This is a genomic window from Streptomyces sp. NPDC051211 (genome assembly GCF_040689505.1).
Taxonomy (GTDB): Bacteria; Actinomycetota; Actinomycetes; order Streptomycetales; family Streptomycetaceae; genus Streptomyces.
Window position 1 is genome coordinate 45697 of sequence record NZ_JBFBAV010000014.1, and the last position, 19715, is coordinate 65411.

Genomic DNA, 19715 nt, shown 5'->3' on the forward strand with positions numbered 1-19715 from the left:
CCTCAGCCATCGTGATCCTGGGGAACGGGGTCTCCGGCACGACGAACTCGACGCCGATGACCTCCCGGATCGCCTCGCCGTGGACCTCGGCGACCTCCGCGATGGCGTGGGCGAGCATCCGCTCCTCGCACTCCATCACGTCCTCGACGTCGATCCAGACAGCTCCCCGTCCGCGCCGGTGAATTCGGTGGCGTGCCGGGAGGTGAACGACGGCTCGGCCCGGAAGACGGGACCGATCTCGAAGACCCGGTCGATGCCGGCCGCCACGGCCATTTGCTTGTAGAACTGGGGCGACTTCGCGAGGTAGGCCGACCGATCGAAGTACCCGAGCTTGAATACCTCCGCGCCGGACTCCGAGGCGGTGCCCATCAGCTTCGGAGTGTGCATCTCGGTGCAGCCGTTCTGCATGGCGTACTCGCGCAGCCCCTGCTCCAGGGTCGTCTGCGCGGTGAACACCAGTTGCGCCGTCGCCCGCTTGCGTACGTCGAGGAAACGCCAGTCGATATCTACGGTCGCTGCGGCCCAGCGAACTCCGGCGCCTCGCGCTACCGGGCCAAGATGCACTTCACCTCCGCCTGGAGGGACGGAGCACTGCGCAAGATCAGAGGTAGACCCGGGGCAGTAACGCTGCCAGGGGCCGCCCGGACGGGTCCGGGAGGTGTGCGTGCCGTGATCCACAGGACACCCGACGACCAGTCCATCGGTCGGTCAGGCCGGGATAAGAGAGCGGGCTCTGGTGCGTGCGTGCGTGTCGGGACACGCCAGCCCGGCCTGACCGACCGGCGGACATGTCTTAGCGGTTCGGGTGGTCCGGGGACAGGAAGACGATCACGCCCGTCTCCGTACCGGGGCGTGCGGGGACCTCGTGCCAGCCGAGGCGGCGGTAGGTGGCCACCGTGTCGACTGCCGCGCGGGCGGTGAGCAGCCAGGCGCGCCGGTCGGGTGCGTCGGCGGCGATCTCGGCGAGGAGGGCGCGGCCGGTGCCGTGGCCGCGGGCGTGCGGGCGGACGGCGAGTTCGTCTATCTCCAGGGCTCCGACGAGGAGTTCGCGGACCCGGGCCGCGCCCAGCTGGGCGGTGACCTGGGCGTAGCCGCGGTCGGCCGGGAAGGGCGACTTGGTCAGCCAGGCGGTGGCGAAGCCGTCGATGCCGGCCTCGGACTGGGCGAGGGCGGCCCGGAAGCCGGCCCGCCGGGTGTCGGCGGTCAGTCGCGACGCGAACTGGCGAATGGTTTCTTCGTCTTCGTTCCACGGCGGGGCGGAGAACACCTCGGCGTAGGTGTCGAGCAGTTCGTCCGACAGGTCGAGGACGGTCGGTCCGTAGCAGATCACGGGTGGCCGCTCCTGGGGGTGGGGGAAATACTCCGGTTTTGGAGAGTGAATCTACGCCTGGGGGGTTCCGTTCTCCGGCCCTTCGGCAGATTCGGCGAGTGTGCGACAAATCCGCCCGTGTCGGGTGCCCGTCCCCAGCCGTTGAGCGGGCGTGGACAGATTCATCGGGATGCTGGGCGCGTGCGCGCTCGCCTTCCTGCTCGTGTTCCTGCTCGTGCTGGGCTTCCTCGCGCTGCTGCCCGCGCCCGTGCAGGAGGCCGTACCGGATGCCGCGATCGGCGGGGTGGTGCTGCTGCTGGGTCTGCTGGGCGCCCGCCGGTTCGCCCGGCGCTCGCGATAGCCTCGGAAGACTCGGTAGGACTACGTGGTTTGGCGGAGGGAATGATCATGGCTCAGGTTCCGACCTCGGCGGTGGCTGCCGCAGGGCTGGTCGGCGGGTACGCCGTTGCGCGGTTCACCCGGAAGCGGCCCCTCGGCGGGGTGGTGCTGGGCGCGGCCGGGATCGCGGCCGGCCGGGAGTGGCACCGCCGCGCCGGCACCCCCGCCGCGGCCGCCCTCGGCGCCCTGTACGTCGCCGCGTTCGCGGGGTCCCACCCGCTGGCCAAGAAGGTCGGCGCCTGGCCGGCCGTGCTCGGGGTGGCGGGTGTGGTGGCCGCCGCCTCCTGGGCCGTCGCCGACCGGGGGTAGGGGCACCGACCCCCGGACCGGACCGCAGCACCGGACCGGACCGGACCGCAGCAGCCGTCCCGCCGCGACCGCCGCGCCCCCAGATGGCCAAACCGTACGGCCCGTACCCCGTACGGCCCCCGTACCGGCCCCCGGGCGTGGCGGTCCTGACGGCGGTCCGCGCTACGCCCCGAAGGCCTGGCTCACCGAGTAGATGAGCAGGCCCGCCAGCGCGCCGACCACCGTGCCGTTGATCCGGATGAACTGGAGGTCGCGGCCGATGTGGGCCTCGATCTTTCGGGAGGTGTGCTCGGCGTCCCAGCCGGCCACGGTGTCCGTGATCAGCGAGGTGATCTCGGTGCGGTAGGTGGTGACCACGTACACCAGCGCGCCCTCGATCCAGCCCTCCACCTTGGACTGGAGCCGGCTGTCGGTGGCCAGCCGCGCGCCCAGGGACATCAGGGAGGCGCGCACCCGCATGCGCAGCTCGCTCCGCTCGTCCTCGGCCGCCGACAGGATCATGGACCGGATCGCCGACCAGGCCGAGGCGATGACGTCCTGGACCTCGCCCCGCGCCAGGATCTCCGCCTTCAGCCGCTCCACCCGCACGCGCGTGTCCGTGTCCTCCTGCAGGTCCGCCGCGAAGTCCCGCAGGAAGCGGTCGACCGCGCCCCGCGCCGGATGTTCCGGCATGTCCCGCATTTCGGTGACGAAGCGCAGCAGCTCCTTGTAGACGCGCTCGCCGACCTTGCGGTCCACGAAGCGCGGGGTCCAGCCGGGGGCGCCGCCCTGGACCGCGTCCATCACCGAGTCCCCGTGGAACACCAGCCAGTCGTGGGCCTTCACGCACACCAGGTCGACCACCCTGCGGTGCCCGCCGTCCGCGACGATCCGCTCCAGGGTCTTGCCGACGCCCGGCGCGATCTCGGCCGTCTCGGCCCGCCGCGTGATGGCCTCGCCGACGACCGCCTGGACGTCGGAGTCCCGGAGTACGGTGAGGGCGCCGCGCAGGGCGGTCGCGAGTTCGGCCGTGACCCGGTCGGCGTGCTCCGGCTCGGCCAGCCAGGCGCCGAGCCGGCCCCCGATGCCGAGGGCGTGCAGGCGGGCGCGTACGACCTCGGGGGAGAGGAAGTTCTCGCCCACGAACTCGCCGAGCGAGACCCCCAGCTGGTCCTTCTTGGTGGGGATGATCGCGGTGTGCGGGATCGGGAGTCCGAGGGGCCGCCGGAACAGCGCGGTGACGGCGAACCAGTCGGCCAGCGCACCCACCATGCCGGCCTCGGCGGCGGCGGCGACGTAGCCGGCCCAGCCGCCCGCGCCCCAGGCGTTCTGGGCGATCTTGGCGAAGACGTAGATCAGCGCGACCAGGACCAGCAGGCCGGTCGCCGTGGTCTTCATCCGGCGGACGCCGCGCCTGCGCTCCTCGTCCGCCGCGCTGAACAGGAAGGCCCCGGCCCCTGCCCCCGCCCCGCCCGCGCCGGGCTTCGGCCCGGACCCCGACGCGCCCCCAGCCGCACCCGCAGCCCCGCCGGCGCCTGCGCCCGAGCCCGTGCCCGCGCCCCCGTCTGTGCCCCCGCCCCCGCCCGCGCCCGATGCCGCGTCCGGTTCTGGTTCCGCTGTACGTTCCACGAACTCCTGCCTTCCCCCGGGGGCGCCGGTTTTGTCTGCATAGCATCCGACTCCCGGCGGCCTCCAGGAGTTCCCGGCACGCCATACCGGCCGGGACAGCCCTTACAGCTCCTTGCGCAGCGGGGGCGGCGGCAGCGTCCGCGGCGAGCGCACCTTCACCTCCACACCGCCCCAGAACGCCAGCCCGGTCACCACCACCCGCGGCGCGCCCGGCTCCGGCGGCCCCGGCATGTCCTGCTGGTCGAAGGCGCCCATGAAGCCGAAGCCCCGTACGTCGACCTCCACGCCCGGCGGTACGACGATCTCCACGCCGCCCATCACGGCCACGCAGTTGATCACCACCTCGCGCTGCGCGAACCGGGCCTCGCGCAGGTCGAGCTCCACCCGGCCCCAGAACGCCACGGCGTCGAACCGCGCCGGGACCGTCCAGTGCCCCTTGCGCTGGACCCGCGACATGACCGCGACTCCCGCGGACGAGGTCGCCTGCCCGCCGACCCGGACCGGCCAGTCCGCAGCCGCGCCGGGCCCGTGGGCCGGCCCGCCCGGGACCTGCCCGCCCGCCACCGGCACCCCGGCCATCGGCGCACCCGGCACGCCCGGCGCACTCATCGCCGAAACACCGGGCCCCGGCAGGTCCCGGGTCAGCGGTTCCAGATCGGCGTAGGTGCGGGACGTGTACGCCGCCTCCAGCCGCTCCTCGAACTCCTCCATGTCGATCCGGCCCTCGGCGACGGCATCCCGCAACCGCTCCGCCACCCGCTCCCGGTCGGCATCGGAGGCCCGCAGATCCGGCAGCTTCCCGGTCCGATCGGTCCGGTCAGGCCGGTCAGGCCGGTCAGGCCGGTCAGGCTGGCCGGGCCGGTCGCGCTGCCCGGACTGGTCGGGCTGCCCGGGCTCGTCATCGCTCATGAACAACAGCCTAGCCAGTCATACGACTTATCCGCGGCCCGCGTACATCCGCGCGATCACGTCCTCGATGTCCGGCTCCCGCACCGACAGGTCCACCAGCGGATACGCGGCCGCCACCGCCGCCACCAGCGGCGCGGCCGACTGCGCCGCCGGGAAGGCCAGCCACTGCCGCGGCCCCTCCACCTTCACCGTGCGTGCCCCGTCCACCACGATCGGCGGAAGCTCCCGCTCCAGGTCCACCACCAGGGTCCGCTCGCTCTCCCCCACCGACCCGGCCGCGTGCAGCCCGCCGAGCGGGCCGTCGTACATCAGCCGCCCGTGGTCGATCACCATCACCCGCTCGCACAGCTGCTCGATGTCCTGCAGGTCGTGGGTGGTGAGCAGCACCGTGGTGCCGAGCTCCTCGTTCAGCTGCCGCAGGAAACCCCGGACCTTCGCCTTGCTCACCACGTCGAGCCCGATCGTCGGCTCGTCCAGGTACAGCACGTCCGGGTCGTGCAGCAGCGCCGCCGCGATGTCCCCGCGCATCCGCTGGCCCAGCGAGAGCTGCCGCACCGGTACGTCGAGCAGCTCGGCCAGGTCCAGCCGCTCCACGCACCGCTCCAGGTTCGAACGGAACCGGGCGTCCGGGATCCGGTACATCCGGCGCATCAGCTGGTACGAGTCCTTCAGCGGCAGGTCCCACCACAGCGTGGTCCGCTGCCCGAACACCACCCCGATCCGGTGCGCCAGCCGCAGCCGCTCGCGCGCCGGGTCGATGCCCGCGACCCGCAGCCGGCCCCCGCTCGGCGTCAGGATCCCGGTCAGCATCTTGATCGTGGTCGACTTCCCGGCGCCGTTCGGCCCGATGTAGCCGACCATCTCCCCGGCGGCGACCTCGAAACTGAGCCCGTCCACCGCCCTGACCTGGTGTTTTTCCCTCCGGATCAGGCCTGCCCGACGCCGTACGTCGAACACCTTCTCCACCTCGTGCAGCTCGATCAACGGTTTGGCCGGCGGCTTGGCCGGCGGCGTTGCCATCAGGTTCGTCATCAGTCCCACTCAGCTCCCCGTGCTCCGGTACGAACGAAGGCCCGCCCGCCACGCCATCGAGGCCGGCACGAAGACCAGGAAGGCCACCAGCGGGCTCAGGTACGCCGCCCAGCCCGGCAGCCCCAGCGGATCGGGCCGCCCCAGGATGTGGAGGGCGGGCAGCCAGTTGACGAAGGCCAGCGGGACCACGAAGGTCACCCCGCGCAGCAGGTCCTTCGCGAAGAGCGTCGGCGGGTACTGGAGCATGGTGCAGCCGCCGTACGTGAACGCGCTCTGCACCTCGGCCGCGTCCCCGGCGAGGAACTGGAAGGCGGCGCCGGCCACCAGCACCGCACCGAAGATCGCCGCCCCGGCGAGGATCATCACCGGCACCAGCAGCACCCTGCCGGGCGTCCACTCCACGTGCAGCGCCGAGACCGCCCAGACCAGCACCCCGATGCCCTGTACGACCCGGCCGATCCGGCGCAGCGCGAACCGGTCCGCCGCGACCTGCGCCAGCACCGGCAGCGGGCGCACCAGCATGGTGTCGAGCGAGCCGTCCCGGATCCGCCGGCCGACCCGGTCGGTGTTGCCGAGCAGCAGGTCCGCCAGTCCCAGCGAGGCCGAGCACGATCCGTACAGCAGGGCGATCTCGGGCAGCGAGAACCCGCCCAGCACGTCCACGTGCCGGAACATGATGTAGATCGCGACGAAGTCCAGCAGGGTGATCGCGGCGTTCCCGAACGCCGACAGCAGGAAGGACGTCCGGTAGGTCATCGTCGCGCGGATCCACATCCCCACGATCAGCCCGTAGCCGCGCAGCCCCTCCAGAGCCCGGTTCCGCCGCGGCACCTCCAGGACCACCGGGTCCCGCTCCAGCACCGCCTCAGCCACCCTGGACCACCACCTTCCGCGTCGCCGCCGACTGCAGCAGCCGCCCGGCTCCCAGCAGGACGAGGGCCCAGCCGAGCTGGAACCCCAGGGCGGGCACCGCCGCGCCCGCCCCGGCGTGCTTGCCCAGCAGCACGTCCATCGGCACCTGGAGCATCGCGGCCCACGGCAGCGCCCGGACCAACTCGCCGAACCCGCCCGGGAACACCGTCAAGGGCAGCAGCATCCCCGAGAAGAAGATGGACACCACCGTGGCCATCATGTTGATGCCCTGCCCGTCGAGCAGCCAGAACGCCGCCAGCCCCAGCAGGTAGCGCAGCGCGAAACTCACCACCAGCCCGAGGAACACCGACACCAGGAACAGCAGCCAGCGCCCCGGTTCGGCGGGCAGCGCCAGCCGGAACGCGACCGCTCCCGCGACCAGCGGCACCACCCCGCGCCCCAGCAACTGGAAACCGGCCCGGCCCAGATCCGCGGCCAGCCACCACATCTGGAGATCGGCCGGCCGGTACAGGTCGACCGCGATGTCGCCCGTACGGATGCGTTCCTGGAGCTCCTCCTGGAAGCCGCCGCCGATCAACGCCCCGGCGGCGAGCAGCGACTGGCTCATCCACACGAAGGTGAGGGCCTCCGCCTGGTCGTAGCCGCCGAGATCGGGGCGCTCGGACCAGAGCGCGACGTAGGTGTACGCCACGATGAACCCGAAGACGGTGTTGGTGAACACCCCCGCCGCCGTCGCGGTTCCGTAGGTGGCGAAGCGGCGGAATCCGCCGGCCGCCACGGTCAGGTACAGACGCACCGTCAGGCGCACCGTTTCTCTCCCACTCCTGCGTCGTTCCCACGTCGGCCAAAGCGCGCGAGCTTAGTACGGAGGGGCGAGCCACGCGAACGAATTACGCCCGCCCGGAGCGGAATCGTCCGGTGTCGGGTAGACACCATTGGGTACAGACATGCATATTTCGTGCGGCGCCTAGGAGTCCCGGAGATGAGCGACCAGTCACCACCGCCGGCCTGGACTCCCCGCGACCCGGACACCCCCGGCCGGCGGGCTCCCCAACCCGCCGACCCACGGCAGCAGAAGAGGCAGGCCGAGCAGCAGGCGAAGCAGCAGGCGAAGCAGCAGGCGAAGCAGGCCGGGAAGCAGGGGAGGAAGCGCACCGGCCGGCGCCGGATCCTGCCCACCTGGCGCATGGTCCTGGGCGCCGCCCTGCTCCTCGCCCTCCTCCTCGGCGGTGCACTGATCGCCGGATACCTGCTCGTGGCCATCCCGCCCGCCAACGCCGCCGCCACCGCCCAGTCCAACGTCTACCTCTACGCGGACGGTTCGCCGATCGCCCGCGACGGCGAGGTCAACCGCCAGAACGTGGCGCTCTCCCAAGTCCCGCGGACCGTCCAGGAAGCCGTACTCGCCGCCGAGGACCGGGACTTCCACTCCGAACGGGCCGTCGACCCCAAGGCCATGCTCCGCGCCGCCTGGAACACCGTCACCGGCAAGGGCAAGCAGTCCGGCTCGACCATCACCCAGCAGTACGTCAAGAACTACTACCTGGGCCAGGAACAGACCATCAACCGCAAGGTCAAGGAGTTCTTCATCGCCGTCAAGCTAGGCCGGGAGAAGTCCAAGAACTACATCCTCGAGGGCTATCTGAACACCAGCTACTTCGGCCGGAACGCCTACGGAGTCCAGGCCGCCGCCCAGGCCTACTACGGCAAGGACGTCGGCAGGCTCACCACCACCGAGGGCGCCTACCTCGCCACCCTCCTCAACTCCCCCTCCGCCTTCGACGTGGTCACCCACCCCCAGAGCCGCCCCCGGGCGCTGGCCCGCTGGAACTACGTACTCGACGGCATGGTCAAGAAGCAGTGGATGACCCCGGCCGAACGCGCCGCCGCCACCTTCCCGGAACCCCAGAACCTACGCCCGGCCGCCGGCCTCTCCGGCCAGCGCGGCTACCTCGTCGAAGCCGTCAAGGACCACATCACCGGCAACAGGATCCTCGACGAGCACACCCTCGCCGAGGGCGGCTACCGGATCACCACCACCATCGACAAACGCCGCCAGACCGCCTTCACCGACGCCGTGGACGACAAGCTGACGAGCCGGCTGAACCCCGCAACCCGCAAGGCGGACAGGCTCGTCAGGGCCGGCGGCGCGTCCATCGACCCCGCCACCGGGAAGGTCGTCGCCCTCTACGGCGGCATCGACTACACCAAGCAGTACGTCAACAACGCCACCCGGCACGACTACCAGGTCGCCTCCACCTTCAAGCCCTTCGTGTTCGCCTCCGCCGTCGAGAACGGCTCCCGCACCCAGGACGGCCGCCGCATCACCCCCAACACCCTCTACAACGGCGACAACAGGCGCCCCGTCGTCGGCAGCCGGATCCCCTACTCCCCCGAGAACGAGGGGCAGGACTCGTACGGGGACATCACCGTGCGCACCGCCACCGACCTGTCCGTCAACGCCGTCTTCGCGCAGATGGTCGTGGACGTCGGCACCACCAAGGTCAAGGACACCGCGATCGCCCTCGGCATCCCGGCGAACACCCCGAACTTCGACCCGGGCCCGGCCATGGCGCTGGGCACCATGCAGGCGTCCGTCCTCGACATGGCCCAGGCGTACGCGACCCTGGCCGACCACGGCCGGTACACCCCGTACACCCTGGTCGAAAAGATCACCAAGAGCGGTGACACGGTCGGTCTCCCACAGCGGAACCCGCGCCAGGCCATCAGCCGGGAGGCCGCCGACACCACCACCTCGATGCTGGTCAGCGTCGTCGACAACGGCACCGGCACGGCCGCTCTGGCCGCCGGCCACCCGGCCGCGGGCAAGACCGGCACGGGCGAGCTGGACCGCTCCGCCTGGTTCGCCGCGTACACCCCGGACCTGGTGACGGTGGTCGCGATGATGGGCCAGGACCCGGACACCGGAACCCTCCAGTCCCTGTACGGGGCGCTGGGCGAGGCCCGCATCGGGGGCGGCGGATATCCGGCCCGGATCTGGGCCGCGTACACGAAGACCGCCCTGGAGGGCTCCGACCCGCTCGACTTCGACCTGGAAATCCAGCCGGGCGCCGACCAGCCCCTGCCCCTGCCGCCGCCCCCGTCCACCCGGCCGCCCCGCTTCACGGGCCGCCCACCCTCCCCCGCGCCGGACGGCACGGCCACGGGCGGCCAGAGCCCGACGAACGGGGGCACGGACACGGGCGGCCAGACGAACGGGGGCCCGGCCAACGGCGGGCAGACCCAGGGAGGCCAGGGGAACGGCGGGCAGACCGGGGGCCGGACGGACGGCGGACAGACCACCGGCGGTGAGACGGACGGGGGCCGGACGGACGGGGGCCGGGTGGACGGCGGCCAGACCCAGGGCGGTCCGACCCAGGGCGGTACTCAAGGCGGCACCACCCAAGGCGGCACCACCCAGGGCGGTACGACCACCGAGGGTCTGCCCGGATCCGGCGGCACCTGGGGTCAGTGACCGGAGGTCGCCTTCAGCCCCACCACCGCGACCAGCAGCAGGCAGATGAAGAAGATCCGCGCGGCGGTCACCGGCTCACCCAGCACGGCCATCCCGAGGACCGCCGCCCCGGCCGCACCTATGCCGACCCAGACTCCGTACGCCGTACCGATCGGCAGCGTCCTGGCGGCGTAGGACAGCAGCACCATGCTCGCGACGATGCCGGCACCGGTGAACACGCTCGGCCAGAGCCGGGTGAACCCGTCGGTGAACTTCATTCCGATCGACCAGCCGACTTCGAGCGCACCGGCGAGCAGCAGCAGAACCCAGGCCATGACAGGACCTCCGAGACGAGAGCGGTACGGGGGTGCGTCGTCTTGTCGTACCCGGTACGGCGCGTCTCGTCGGGGTTCCTCCCCACCGTAGCAAAGACCACGGAAAGGGCCGGTGACAGCGGTCACCGGCCCTTCGAACACTCACTTCCCACCGGCCGCACGGGGCCCGGCAGGTCCTACAGGTACAGCCCGGTGGAGTCCTTGGACCCTTCCAGCCGCTCCGCGGCCACCGCGTGCAGGTCCCGCTCCCGCATCAGCACGTACGTCGCGCCCCGCACCTCGACCTCGGCCCGCTCCTCGGGGTCGTACAGCACCCGGTCGCCGGGCTCCACGGTCCGTACGTTCTGCCCGACCGCGACCACCTCGGCCCAGGCCAGCCGCTTGCCCACCGCGGCCGTGGCCGGGATGAGGATGCCGCCGCCCGAGCGGCGTTCGCCCTCGGGCGAGTCGGACCGGACGAGCACGCGGTCGTGCAGCATGCGGATGGGCAGCTTGTCGTGGGTGGGGTTCTCGCTCACGTCTGCGAACCTACCTGGCGCGCTCAGCCGCGCTTGCGGCGGGCCGACAGGGCCAGCAGCCCGACGACGCCGACCGCGAGCAGGGCGACGGGCACGATCCGCTCGAACCGCGGCGCGCCGGCCTCGTCGTGCAAACTGCCCTTCACGTCCGTGACCAGGCGGTTCACGGCGACGACGGCCCGGCCTGCGGTGTGGTCCACATGGGAGGCCACCCTCGCCCTGGCGTCCCCGATGATCGTCTTCGGGTGCATGCGCACGCCGATCTCGTCGAGCGTCTCGGCGAGCTGCTCGCGCCGGCGGACGATGTCCGCCTCGATCTGCGCTGGGGTCCTGACTTCCGACACCGCGCTGCCTCCGTCGTCGTCTGTGGCTGGGCATGGTCCTTCATGGACAGTCTGTCAGCTTAGTCTCGTCGGATACCGATCCCCTCCCGAGGAGACTGTGGACATGAGCGAGCGACTCCAGCCGGGCGACACCGCCCCCGCCTTCACCCTGCCCGACGCGGACGGCAACGAGGTCTCGCTCGCCGACCACCTGGGCCGCAAGGTGATCGTGTACTTCTACCCGACGGCCCTGACCCCGGGCTGCACCAAGCAGGCCTGCGATTTCACGGACAACCTGGAGGTCCTGGCGACGGCCGGCTACGACGTGATCGGCGTCTCCCCGGACAAGCCGGAGAAGCTCGCGAAGTTCCGCGAGAAGGAGAGCCTGAAGGTCACCCTGGTCAGCGACCCGGAGAAGGCGACCCTGGAGGCCTACGGCGCGTACGGCGAGAAGAAGCTGTACGGCAAGACGGTGACGGGCGTCATCCGCTCCACGGTGATCGTGGACGAGGCGGGCAAGGTCGAGCGAGCGCTGTACAACGTGAAGGCCACCGGCCACGTCGCCAAGATCATCAAGGACCTGGGCATCTGACCCGTCCCGCACTTCTGCTCTGCGAGCGGCCCGCACCGAAACCGGTGCGGGCCGCTCCGTTTATCGGACGACATCAACCGTGACCGTCCGACTAATGGTCCGTTATTCAGTGCGAGGGCCGCACGTTCACGCGGCTGATCGGAGGGCTGGGAATGGCGGTGCGGTACACCCGAGAGCTACTCGAAGAGGCCGCTCGGGAGACGAAGACCTGGGACGATGCGGTGCGTTGGTGCGGCGGCACACCCACACCCGGCAGTCGGCGCTATCTGCGCACGAAGATGACCGAATTCGGAGTGGACACCTCCCGCTTCCCCGCCAGGTGGGCGAAGCACACGGAGGAACGCCTGCGCGAGCTGGTTGCGGTCTCCACATCCGTGTCGGAAGTAGTCGGCAGGCTCGGCATCAGTCAGATCGGCGGCAATCAGACGCACATCTCGCGACGCATCGCGGAGCTGGGCATCGACATCTCGCACTTCATCCCGCACTCCCGCACGCCTCGGCCGAAGGGTGCCTTGGGGCCTGTGCTGTCACTCAGGGATCCGCAGCACGGCCGGGTACCGGGCGAGCGCCTGAGGCGCGAGTTGCTGAAGTCCGGAGTCCTCGAGGTCTGCGCCGAGTGCGGTGTCGGAACGCGGTGGAACGACAAGCCGCTGCGCCACGAGGTCGATCACATCAATGGGGACTGGTGGGACAACCGCCGGGAGAACCTGCGGCTGCTGTGCCCCAACTGCCATGCGGTCACGGACACCTACCGCGGCCGGAAGCCGAGGAGGCCGGCGTGACCAAGCCCAGGTTCACACGCGATGTGCTCAGCCGCACCGCGGCCGACTCCACCAGCCTGGTCGATCTCATGCGGCGACTGGAGACACCGCTGCTCAGTGGACCGTTCCGCTACCTTCGCGCCCGACTGGCGTACTACGGCATCGATACGTCCCATTTCTCGGACGAGCCCCTCCCCGCCCGCGCCCGCCAGCGCTATACGAAGGAACGCCTGCGGGAAGCCGCAGCCGCGGCGGACAGCATCGCCGGGATGCTCGCGCACATGGGCATCGAGCCGTACAACAGCGTGTACGTCCATCTGCAGACTCTGCTGGACAAGTTCGGAATCGACACATCCCACTTTGCGGCGCCGCGCGGCGGGTCCGAGCGCGTCTTCACCCGTGAGGAGCTCACTGCAGCTGTCGCTGCCTCGCACGGACCGGCAGGGGTTATTCGCGCCCTGGGGCGCAAACCCGGTGACGGTGCGACGCGCGTAAAGGTCAAGCGCAGCATCGAGGAATACGGTCTCTCGACTGACCACTTCCTCGGGCAGGGGCACGGCGCCGGGCGTCCATCCCCCACACGCAAGCCCGCGGACGAGATCGTGCGGCGAATCCCACCGGGCGCGTCCCGGACCAGCACGGCATTGCTGCGCCGGGCGCTGGATGACCTCCGGGTACCGCCCCAGTGCGCGGAGTGCGGCACTGGAGAGAGTTGGCGAGGCCGCCGTCTCGTCCTGGAGATTGATCACATCAACGGCGACAGGCTGGACAACCGGCGGGAGAATCTCCGGTACCTGTGCCCTTCCTGCCACAGCCAGACCCCGACGTTCGGAAAACGATCAAGGCTCGCCATCCCTTCGCAACGAGCCTCTGTCGACCAGTAAGGTAGTCAGCGCGGGTCCGTACCCCAGCTGGCCGAGAGGGCGCCGGTTTAGGTCCGGTGTGTCGTGGGTTCGAGTCCCACCGGGCCCACAGCAGCGGCCGGTCACCTCAGCGCAGGTGACCGGCCGTCGGCGTACCTGGCGTCAGCCCAGGAGCTCCCGGACCACCGGGACCAGGGCGCGGAACGCCTTGCCGCGGTGGGAGATCGCGTTCTTTTCCGCCGGTGACATCTCCGCGCAGGTCCGCGTCTCCCCCTCCGGCTGGAGGATCGGGTCGTAGCCGAAGCCGCCCGTGCCGGACGGGGCGGGGCGGAGGGTGCCCAGGAGGCGGCCTTCGACCACGCGTTCCGTACCGTCCGGGAGGGCGAGGGCGGCCGCGCAGGCGAAGTGGGCGCCGCGGTGTTCCGGGGCGATGTCGGCGAGCTGGGCCAGCAGGAGGTCCAGGTTGGCGCGGTCGTCGCCGTGCCGGCCGGCCCAGCGGGCGGAGAAGATCCCGGGGGCGCCGTTCAGGACGTCCACGCAGAGGCCGGAGTCGTCGGCGACGGCCGGCAGGCCGGTGGCCCGGGCGAGGGCGTGGGCCTTGAGGAGGGCGTTCTCGGCGAAGGTGACGCCGGTTTCCTTGACGTCGGGGATGTCCGGGTATGTGTCCGCGCCGACCAGCTCGTGCGGCAGGCCGGCGTCGGACAGGATGGCGCGGAGCTCGGTGACTTTGCCCGCGTTGCGGGTCGCGAGGATCAGGCGGGTCATGGTCACCGATTATCCAGGGTCAGGGGGTGCAGACCTTGGAGAGCTCGGAGGCGGCGTCCGCGACGGGCTTGATGTCGGGGGTGGTGTCGCCCTGTTCGATGGCGGTGCGGACGTTCTTGACGGCCGTGCTCATCGAGTCGACGGCCTTGCTCAGGTCCGTGTTGTCGCTCTGGTCGCCGACCTTCTTGAGGTTCGCCTCTATCTCGTTGAGGGCGTTCTTCGCGTCCTCCGGGCTGTTGCCCGCGTTGGAGACGGCCTGCTGGAGGTCGTTGGCGGCGTCCGCGATGGCCACTGCGGTGTTCGCGCAGTCCAGGGCCGTGGAGATCGCGTCGCATGCGGAGAGCGCGGGGATGGTCAGGACGGCGGCCAGGGCCATGGCTGCTGCGCGGTGCTTCTTCTGCATCGGGACGGCTCCCCCTCGGGTGCGGATACATGGACGGGCGCACGGCTTCGACACCGTGCGCCCGTACCGGACAGGACGCCCGCGGTGGGGCTTCCGGTTGCCTGGGTGGCGGGTGTGCTGGTGAGCGGGTGGGCAGGTGACCGGCGGGGCAGGCGGGTGGGCAGGTGACCGGCCGGGCAGCGACCGCCCGGTGGTCAGCCTTCCAGCGCGTGCAGCTGGATGGCCTCCAGGTCGGCGCAGCCGCCGGCCGCGAGGTCCAGGAGTGCGTTGAGTTCCTTGCGGTCGAAGGGCTCGCCCTCGGCGGTGCCCTGGACCTCGACGAAGCGGCCGTCGCCGGTGCAGACCACGTTCATGTCGGTTTCGGCGCGGACGTCTTCCTCGTAGCAGAGGTCGAGGAGCGGGACCCCGTCGACGATGCCGACGCTGACGGCGGCGACGGTGCCGGTGAGCGGCTTGCGGCCGGCCTTGATCAGCTTCTTGGACTGACCCCAGGAGACGGCGTCGGCGAGGGCGACGTAGGCGCCGGTGATGGCCGCGGTGCGGGTGCCGCCGTCGGCCTGGAGTACGTCGCAGTCCAGGACGATGGTGTTCTCGCCGAGGGCCTTGTAGTCGATGACGGCGCGCAGCGAGCGCCCGATGAGGCGGGAGATCTCGTGGGTGCGGCCGCCGATCTTTCCGCGGACGGATTCGCGGTCGCCGCGGGTGTTGGTGGAGCGGGGCAGCATGGAGTATTCGCTGGTGACCCAGCCTTCGCCGCTGCCCTTGCGCCAGCGCGGTACGCCTTCGGTGAAGGAGGCGGTGCAGAAGACCTTGGTGTCGCCGAAGGAGATGAGGACGGAGCCCTCTGCGTGCTTGCTCCATCCGCGTTCGATGGTGACCGGGCGGAGCTGTTCGGGCGTACGGCCGTCAATGCGAGACATGACTCCGAGCCTAGTCGCTGCCGGGGTGCGCGAAGACCCCGTCCGGCGGGTCCGGGACGGGGTCTGTCCGTGCGTGCGGGAGAGAGATGAGCGAGCGGGGGGCTCAGCTCACATCATGTCTTCGATCTCGCCGGCGATCGGGTCGGCGTCGGTTCCGATGACGACCTGGACGGCGGTGCCCATCTTGACGACGCCGTGGGCGCCGGCGGCCTTCAGCGCGGCCTCGTCGACGAGGGCGGGGTCGTGGACCTCGGTGCGGAGGCGGGTGATGCAGCCCTCGACCTCTTCGATGTTGTCGATGCCGCCGAGCCCGGCGACGATCTTCTCAGCCTTGGTGGCCATGTGTTCTCCCTGAGTCCCTGAGTGCGGGGTCCGCATGCTGGTCCGCTTTGCCACGGTAGCCCACGGTTGGCCCAGCTTCGCGAGCGCGCGTCTGCCTTCTGCCGAATGATGACGATCAGCAGCAACCTGCCTGCCGGGCGGGTGATCTGCGACCGCATCACAACTGGTCTACACCAGCGTGGCGCAACTGCCAAAACGGGCCCGTCAGGGAGGACTGAGATGAGCGCGAGCAGCGCCGCCGCAGTGCCACGGAAGACGTGGTGGAACGGCTTGTTCCAGGGCCTCCAGAAGATGGGACGCAGCCTGCAGCTGCCCATTGCGGTCCTGCCCGCGGCGGGCATCCTCAACCGGCTCGGCCAGCCGGACGTGTTCGGCAAGGACGGCCTTGACTGGACGAGCGTCGCCAAGGTGATGGCGGGGGCGGGCGGCGCCCTGCTGGACGCGGACCTGGGGCTGCCGCTCCTCTTCTGCATCGGTGTCGCGATCGGCATGGCGAAGAAGGCGGACGGCTCGACGGCGCTGGCGGCCACGGCCGGATTCCTGGTCTACCGGGGGGTCCTGCACGCGTTCCCGAAGGACTGCCCGCCGGGCACGAAGGACGTCGGGGGCGGCTGCCTGACGCCGACGGACACGTTCCAGGGATTCACGTACCAGAACCCGGGGGTGTTCGGCGGCATCGTGATGGGGCTGCTGGCGGCCTGGTTCTGGCAGCGGTACCACCGGGTGAAGCTGGTCGACTGGCTGGGCTTCTTCAACGGCCGCCGGCTCGTCCCGATCATCATGGCCTTCGTCGCGATCGCCTTCGCCGTGCTCTGCCTGTGGGTCTGGCCGCCGGTCGGTGACGCGCTGGAGAGCTTCTCCGACTGGCTGGTGGGCCTGGGAGCCTGGGGCGCCGGGATCTTCGGCGTGGCCAACCGCGCCCTGCTGGTGATCGGCCTGCACCAGTTCCTGAACGTGCCGGTGTGGTTCCAGTTCGGCTCGTACACCACGCCGGACGGGAAGACGGTGCACGGCGACATCAACATGTTCCTCAACGGGGACCCGGAGGCGGGCCAGTTCCTGACCGGGTTCTTCCCGATCATGATGTTCGCGCTGCCGGCGGCGGCGCTGGCGATCACGCACTGCGCGAAGCCGCTACGCCGCAAGGAGGTCGGCGGCCTGATGCTGTCGGTGGGCCTGACCTCGTTCGTCACGGGCATCACGGAGCCGCTGGAGTACTCGTTCCTGTTCGTGGCGCCGGCGCTGTACGCGGTCCATGCGGTGCTGACGGGTGTGTCGATGGCGGTGACCTGGGCGCTGGGGGTCAAGGACGGCTTCAGTTTCTCCGCCGGCCTGATCGACTACGTCATCAACTGGAGTCTGGCGACCAAGCCCTGGCTGATCATTCCGATCGGCCTGGCTTTCGCGGTCGTGTACTACGCGGTCTTCCGGTTCGCGATCACCAAGTTCGACATTCCGACGCCGGGGCGGGAGTCGGACGAGGAGATCGCGGAGATGCAGGCGGAGAACACGAAGGCCTAGGCCGTGCCGGGCCTTTGAGCCCGGTCCGCAAAGGCCCTCGGATCCTGCGCTCCGGGGGCCTTTCGTCGTGCGCGAGGGCGCTGCCGCGGGGGCTTCGGCCCCGACCCCGCGGATGTGGTCCAGACCACAGGAAATCGAAGGTTCCTTATCTAACCCCGACCATGCTACAACTGGTCTACACCACCCAATGGTGTAGACCACGCGCCTTGCCCAGGCCCGTGGGCCCCCCTTTCTGAGACGCCGCCGTCCCCCCTTGCTTTCTGTCCTCGGCGGCGCCTTGCCCACTGGAGGAAGCTCATGTCCACAGCCACCGCTGCGGCAAACAAGAAGGGCGCTGGCGTGATGGCCGTCATGCAGCGCATCGGCCGGAGCCTCATGCTCCCGGTCGCCGTGCTGCCCGCCGGCGCGCTCCTGCTCCGCCTCGGCGCGGACGACATGCTCGGGAAGGACTCCTTTCCCGCCTTCGTGAACAAGATCGCCGGCTACATGGCCGCCGGTGGTGGCGCGATCCTCGACAACATGGCGCTGCTGTTCGCCGTCGGCATCGCGATCGGCTTCGCCAAGAAGTCCGACGGCTCCACCGCGCTCGCCGCCGTCACCGGCTACCTGGTCTTCCAGAAGGTCCTCGGCACCTTCACCGACTCGAACCTCCCCAAGGTCGCCAAGGTCGTCAAGGGGCAGATCGTCCACGTGGACGCACCGGTCAACGCCGGCGTCCTCGGCGGTGTCGTGATGGGCATCATCACCGCCCTGCTCTACCAGAAGTTCTACCGGACCAAGCTGCCGGACTGGGCGGGCTTCTTCGGCGGCCGCCGCCTGGTACCGATCCTCTCCGCCTTCGCCGGTCTGGTCGCCGGCATCGTCTTCGGCCTGATCTGGCCGGTGCTCGGCACTGGTCTGCACAACTTCGGTGAGTGGCTGGTCGGCTCCGGCTCGGTCGGCGCGGGCATCTTCGGTGTCGCCAACCGTGCGCTGATTCCGGTCGGCATGCACCACCTGCTGAACTCCTTCCCCTGGTTCCAGGCCGGCTCCTTCAACGGTGCCGACGGCGCGGTCCACGGCGACATCGCCCGCTTCCTGGCCGGCGACCCGAACGCCGGACAGTTCATGACCGGCTTCTTCCCGATCATGATGTTCGCCCTCCCGGCGGCCTGCCTCGCGATCACCCACTGCGCCCGCCCCGAGCGCCGCAAGGTCGTCGGCGGCATGATGTTCTCCCTGGCGCTCACGGCCTTCGTCACCGGTGTGACCGAGCCGATCGAGTTCACCTTCATGTTCATCGCCCCGGTGCTGTACGCGATCCACGCGGTCCTGACGGGTGTCTCGATGGCGCTGACCTGGGCCCTGGGCATGCGGGACGGCTTCGGCTTCTCCGCCGGTGCGGTCGACTTCCTGCTGAACCTGGGCATCGCCGAGAAGCCGTGGATGCTCGCGGGTGTCGGCCTCTGCTTCGCGGTGGTCTACTACTTCGTCTTCCGCTTCGCGATCACCAAGTTCAACCTCCCGACGCCGGGCCGCGAGTCCGACGAGGAGCTCGCCGAGCTGCTCAAGGCCGAGGCCAAGTAGGCACGGCCGCCCCTACGACGAAGCCCCCGCCGTCCCTTCCGGGAGGGCGGGGGCTTCGTCGTACGTACAGGCCCGCCTAGACCTCGTAGACCGCACCCGAGGACGCCAGCTCGACCGGGCCGCCGTACACCGCGCGGGCGTCGGCGAGGTTGCGGGCGGGGTCCGTCCACGGCGGGATGTGAGTGAGGACCAGCCGGCCCGCGTTGCCGCGCTGCGCGAACTCGCCGGCCTCGCGGCCGTTGAGGTGCAGGTCGGGGATGTCCTCCTTGCCGTGCGTGAAGGAGGCCTCGCAGAGGAACAGGTCGACGCCCTCGGCGAGCAGGCCCAGCTCGGCGCAGGCGCCGGTGTCGCCGGAGTAGGCGAGGGAGCGGCCGCCGTGCTCGACGCGGATGCCGTACGACTCGACCGGGTGGGCGACCCGCTCGGTGCGCACCTGGAACGGGCCGATCTCGAAGGTGCCGGACTTCAGGGTCCGGAACTCGAAGACCTCGCTCATCGCGCGCTCGTCCGGCACGTCCTCGTACGCCGTGATCAGCCGCCGTTCGGTGCCCTCGGGACCGTAGACGGGGATGGTGCCGCAGCGGCCGCCGTCGTGGCGGTAGTAGCGGGCGACGAAGTAGCCGCACATGTCGATGCAGTGATCGGCGTGCAGATGGCTCAGGAAGATCGCGTCGAGGTCGTAGAGACCGCTGTGACGCTGCAGCTCGCCGAGGGCGCCGTTGCCCATGTCGAGGAGCAGCCGGAAGCCGTCGGCCTCGACGAGGTAGCTCGAGCAGGCCGATTCCGCGGATGGGAACGACCCCGAGCAGCCGACGACGGTGAGCTTCATGGAGCAGGAACCTCCGTGGACGGTCCGTGGACGGAAGCGACGGATGCGCGGAGCCGTGCGTGGGTCGAGCGTAAGGCGCGAAAC

Annotated in this window: 22 protein-coding genes, 1 tRNA gene, 1 pseudogene and 1 riboswitch; of the genes and pseudogenes, 9 read left to right on the forward strand and 15 right to left on the reverse strand. The window is 70.6% G+C overall.

Annotated elements, in window-relative coordinates; all coding sequences use genetic code 11:
* Nucleotide 1: 1 nt before the first annotated feature.
* Nucleotides 2–504 (reverse strand): annotated as a pseudogene (locus AB0447_RS16355) (amino acid--tRNA ligase-related protein); the annotation flags it as partial.
* 289 nt (nt 505–793) lie between these two features.
* A complete protein-coding gene (locus AB0447_RS16360; RefSeq protein ID WP_366477330.1) occupies nt 794–1330 on the reverse strand; it encodes a GNAT family N-acetyltransferase in 537 nt (178 codons plus the stop codon).
* A gap of 151 nt (nt 1331–1481) precedes the next feature.
* Here AB0447_RS16360 and AB0447_RS16365 point away from each other — a divergent pair, with 151 nt between their 5' ends.
* Together AB0447_RS16365 and AB0447_RS16370 are read left to right on the forward strand one after the other, a co-directional pair.
* The gene (locus AB0447_RS16365; RefSeq protein ID WP_366477331.1) at nt 1482–1670 is read left to right on the forward strand and encodes a hypothetical protein; all 189 of its coding nucleotides are present in this window, start codon (nt 1482–1484) and stop codon (nt 1668–1670) included.
* A 47-nt stretch (nt 1671–1717) separates the two neighbouring features.
* Nucleotides 1718–2017: a hypothetical protein gene (locus AB0447_RS16370; RefSeq protein WP_366477332.1), complete on the forward strand. Its 300-nt coding sequence runs from the start codon at nt 1718–1720 to the stop codon at nt 2015–2017.
* A gap of 162 nt (nt 2018–2179) precedes the next feature.
* Here the strand turns inward: AB0447_RS16370 and AB0447_RS16375 are convergent, their stop codons facing one another.
* The 5 genes from AB0447_RS16375 to AB0447_RS16395 form a co-directional block, all read right to left on the reverse strand.
* On the reverse strand, nt 2180–3625 hold the full coding sequence (locus AB0447_RS16375) for a DUF445 domain-containing protein (protein ID WP_366477333.1): 1446 nt from the start codon (nt 3623–3625) through the stop codon (nt 2180–2182).
* Between the two features lie 102 nt (nt 3626–3727).
* Nucleotides 3728–4420 (reverse strand): DUF1707 domain-containing protein, encoded by a 693-nt coding sequence (locus tag AB0447_RS16380; protein WP_366477432.1) that lies wholly within the window; start codon nt 4418–4420, stop codon nt 3728–3730.
* Between the two features lie 141 nt (nt 4421–4561).
* Nucleotides 4562–5554: an ATP-binding cassette domain-containing protein gene (locus tag AB0447_RS16385; protein WP_366477433.1), complete on the reverse strand. Its 993-nt coding sequence runs from the start codon at nt 5552–5554 to the stop codon at nt 4562–4564.
* A 21-nt stretch (nt 5555–5575) separates the two neighbouring features.
* Entirely contained in the window at nt 5576–6340 is a 765-nt protein-coding gene (locus AB0447_RS16390) for an ABC transporter permease (RefSeq protein ID WP_366477435.1), read from the reverse strand.
* Between the two features lie 91 nt (nt 6341–6431).
* Complete coding sequence (locus tag AB0447_RS16395) at nt 6432–7235, reverse strand: ABC-2 family transporter protein (RefSeq protein WP_366477436.1); 804 nt, start codon at nt 7233–7235, stop codon at nt 6432–6434.
* Between the two features lie 186 nt (nt 7236–7421).
* Here AB0447_RS16395 and AB0447_RS16400 point away from each other — a divergent pair, with 186 nt between their 5' ends.
* Nucleotides 7422–9914: a transglycosylase domain-containing protein gene (locus tag AB0447_RS16400; RefSeq protein WP_366477334.1), complete on the forward strand. Its 2493-nt coding sequence runs from the start codon at nt 7422–7424 to the stop codon at nt 9912–9914.
* On the opposite strand, the gene AB0447_RS16405 is transcribed toward AB0447_RS16400, so the two are convergent.
* From AB0447_RS16405 to AB0447_RS16415, 3 genes are all read right to left on the reverse strand, one after another.
* Nucleotides 9908–10228, reverse strand: a complete 321-nt coding sequence (locus AB0447_RS16405) for a multidrug efflux SMR transporter (protein WP_366477335.1) — start codon at nt 10226–10228, stop codon at nt 9908–9910. The two genes, AB0447_RS16400 and AB0447_RS16405, sit on opposite strands and share 7 nt — an antisense overlap.
* A gap of 31 nt (nt 10229–10259) precedes the next feature.
* A riboswitch (guanidine-III (ykkC-III) riboswitch) is annotated at nt 10260–10330 on the reverse strand.
* A 74-nt stretch (nt 10331–10404) separates the two neighbouring features.
* On the reverse strand, nt 10405–10746 hold the full coding sequence (locus tag AB0447_RS16410) for a co-chaperone GroES (RefSeq protein WP_366477336.1): 342 nt from the start codon (nt 10744–10746) through the stop codon (nt 10405–10407).
* A 23-nt stretch (nt 10747–10769) separates the two neighbouring features.
* Complete coding sequence (locus tag AB0447_RS16415; protein WP_366477337.1) at nt 10770–11090, reverse strand: DUF3618 domain-containing protein; 321 nt, start codon at nt 11088–11090, stop codon at nt 10770–10772.
* Nucleotides 11091–11193: 103 nt separating this feature from the next.
* Here AB0447_RS16415 and bcp point away from each other — a divergent pair, with 103 nt between their 5' ends.
* The 4 genes from bcp (at nt 11194) to AB0447_RS16435 (ending at nt 13394) form a co-directional block, all read left to right on the forward strand.
* Nucleotides 11194–11661: a thioredoxin-dependent thiol peroxidase gene (gene bcp / locus AB0447_RS16420; RefSeq protein ID WP_366477338.1), complete on the forward strand. Its 468-nt coding sequence runs from the start codon at nt 11194–11196 to the stop codon at nt 11659–11661.
* A gap of 152 nt (nt 11662–11813) precedes the next feature.
* A complete protein-coding gene (locus AB0447_RS16425) occupies nt 11814–12443 on the forward strand; it encodes an HNH endonuclease (protein WP_366477339.1) in 630 nt (209 codons plus the stop codon).
* On the forward strand, nt 12440–13306 hold the full coding sequence (locus AB0447_RS16430; RefSeq protein ID WP_366477340.1) for an HNH endonuclease signature motif containing protein: 867 nt from the start codon (nt 12440–12442) through the stop codon (nt 13304–13306). Before AB0447_RS16425 ends, AB0447_RS16430 begins: the two co-directional genes overlap by 4 nt.
* Before the next feature lie 12 nt (nt 13307–13318).
* Nucleotides 13319–13394, forward strand: a tRNA-Leu gene (locus tag AB0447_RS16435).
* Between the two features lie 53 nt (nt 13395–13447).
* Here the strand turns inward: AB0447_RS16435 and rdgB are convergent.
* From rdgB to AB0447_RS16455, 4 genes are all read right to left on the reverse strand, one after another.
* Complete coding sequence (rdgB, locus tag AB0447_RS16440) at nt 13448–14050, reverse strand: RdgB/HAM1 family non-canonical purine NTP pyrophosphatase (protein WP_366477341.1); 603 nt, start codon at nt 14048–14050, stop codon at nt 13448–13450.
* A 19-nt stretch (nt 14051–14069) separates the two neighbouring features.
* Entirely contained in the window at nt 14070–14453 is a 384-nt protein-coding gene (locus tag AB0447_RS16445) for a hypothetical protein (RefSeq protein ID WP_366477342.1), read from the reverse strand.
* A 194-nt stretch (nt 14454–14647) separates the two neighbouring features.
* Nucleotides 14648–15373 (reverse strand): ribonuclease PH, encoded by a 726-nt coding sequence (gene rph / locus AB0447_RS16450; protein WP_366477343.1) that lies wholly within the window; start codon nt 15371–15373, stop codon nt 14648–14650.
* Nucleotides 15374–15481: 108 nt separating this feature from the next.
* Nucleotides 15482–15751: a PTS glucose/sucrose transporter subunit IIB gene (locus AB0447_RS16455; RefSeq protein WP_366477437.1), complete on the reverse strand. Its 270-nt coding sequence runs from the start codon at nt 15749–15751 to the stop codon at nt 15482–15484.
* A gap of 183 nt (nt 15752–15934) precedes the next feature.
* On the opposite strand from AB0447_RS16455, the gene AB0447_RS16460 reads away from it, so the two are divergent.
* Both AB0447_RS16460 and AB0447_RS16465 read left to right on the forward strand, forming a co-directional pair.
* Complete coding sequence (locus tag AB0447_RS16460; protein ID WP_366477344.1) at nt 15935–17236, forward strand: PTS transporter subunit EIIC; 1302 nt, start codon at nt 15935–15937, stop codon at nt 17234–17236.
* Between the two features lie 297 nt (nt 17237–17533).
* Nucleotides 17534–18802: a PTS transporter subunit EIIC gene (locus AB0447_RS16465; protein ID WP_366477345.1), complete on the forward strand. Its 1269-nt coding sequence runs from the start codon at nt 17534–17536 to the stop codon at nt 18800–18802.
* Between the two features lie 76 nt (nt 18803–18878).
* Here the strand turns inward: AB0447_RS16465 and AB0447_RS16470 are convergent, their stop codons facing one another.
* Nucleotides 18879–19631 carry an MBL fold metallo-hydrolase gene (locus AB0447_RS16470; RefSeq protein WP_366477346.1) on the reverse strand — a complete coding sequence of 251 codons (753 nt, stop codon included), beginning with the start codon at nt 19629–19631 and terminating at the stop codon, nt 18879–18881.
* Nucleotides 19632–19715 lie beyond the last annotated feature (84 nt).

Excerpts from the sequence above, each read along its gene's own strand:
- AB0447_RS16370 (WP_366477332.1), top strand. The coding sequence starts at position 1,718 with ATGGCTCAGGTTCCGACCTCGGCGGTGGCTGCCGCAGGGCTGGTCGGC.
- AB0447_RS16385 (WP_366477433.1), bottom strand. The coding sequence starts at position 5,554 with ATGGCAACGCCGCCGGCCAAGCCGCCGGCCAAACCGTTGATCGAGCTG.
- AB0447_RS16390 (WP_366477435.1), bottom strand. The coding sequence starts at position 6,340 with ATGTGGATCCGCGCGACGATGACCTACCGGACGTCCTTCCTGCTGTCG.
- AB0447_RS16400 (WP_366477334.1), top strand. The coding sequence starts at position 7,422 with ATGAGCGACCAGTCACCACCGCCGGCCTGGACTCCCCGCGACCCGGAC.
- AB0447_RS16405 (WP_366477335.1), bottom strand. The coding sequence starts at position 10,228 with ATGGCCTGGGTTCTGCTGCTGCTCGCCGGTGCGCTCGAAGTCGGCTGG.
- bcp (WP_366477338.1), top strand. The coding sequence starts at position 11,194 with ATGAGCGAGCGACTCCAGCCGGGCGACACCGCCCCCGCCTTCACCCTG.
- AB0447_RS16425 (WP_366477339.1), top strand. The coding sequence starts at position 11,814 with ATGGCGGTGCGGTACACCCGAGAGCTACTCGAAGAGGCCGCTCGGGAG.
- rdgB (WP_366477341.1), bottom strand. The coding sequence starts at position 14,050 with ATGACCCGCCTGATCCTCGCGACCCGCAACGCGGGCAAAGTCACCGAG.
- AB0447_RS16445 (WP_366477342.1), bottom strand. The coding sequence starts at position 14,453 with ATGCAGAAGAAGCACCGCGCAGCAGCCATGGCCCTGGCCGCCGTCCTG.
- rph (WP_366477343.1), bottom strand. The coding sequence starts at position 15,373 with ATGTCTCGCATTGACGGCCGTACGCCCGAACAGCTCCGCCCGGTCACC.
- AB0447_RS16455 (WP_366477437.1), bottom strand. The coding sequence starts at position 15,751 with ATGCGGACCCCGCACTCAGGGACTCAGGGAGAACACATGGCCACCAAG.
- AB0447_RS16460 (WP_366477344.1), top strand. The coding sequence starts at position 15,935 with ATGAGCGCGAGCAGCGCCGCCGCAGTGCCACGGAAGACGTGGTGGAAC.
- AB0447_RS16465 (WP_366477345.1), top strand. The coding sequence starts at position 17,534 with ATGTCCACAGCCACCGCTGCGGCAAACAAGAAGGGCGCTGGCGTGATG.
- AB0447_RS16470 (WP_366477346.1), bottom strand. The coding sequence starts at position 19,631 with ATGAAGCTCACCGTCGTCGGCTGCTCGGGGTCGTTCCCATCCGCGGAA.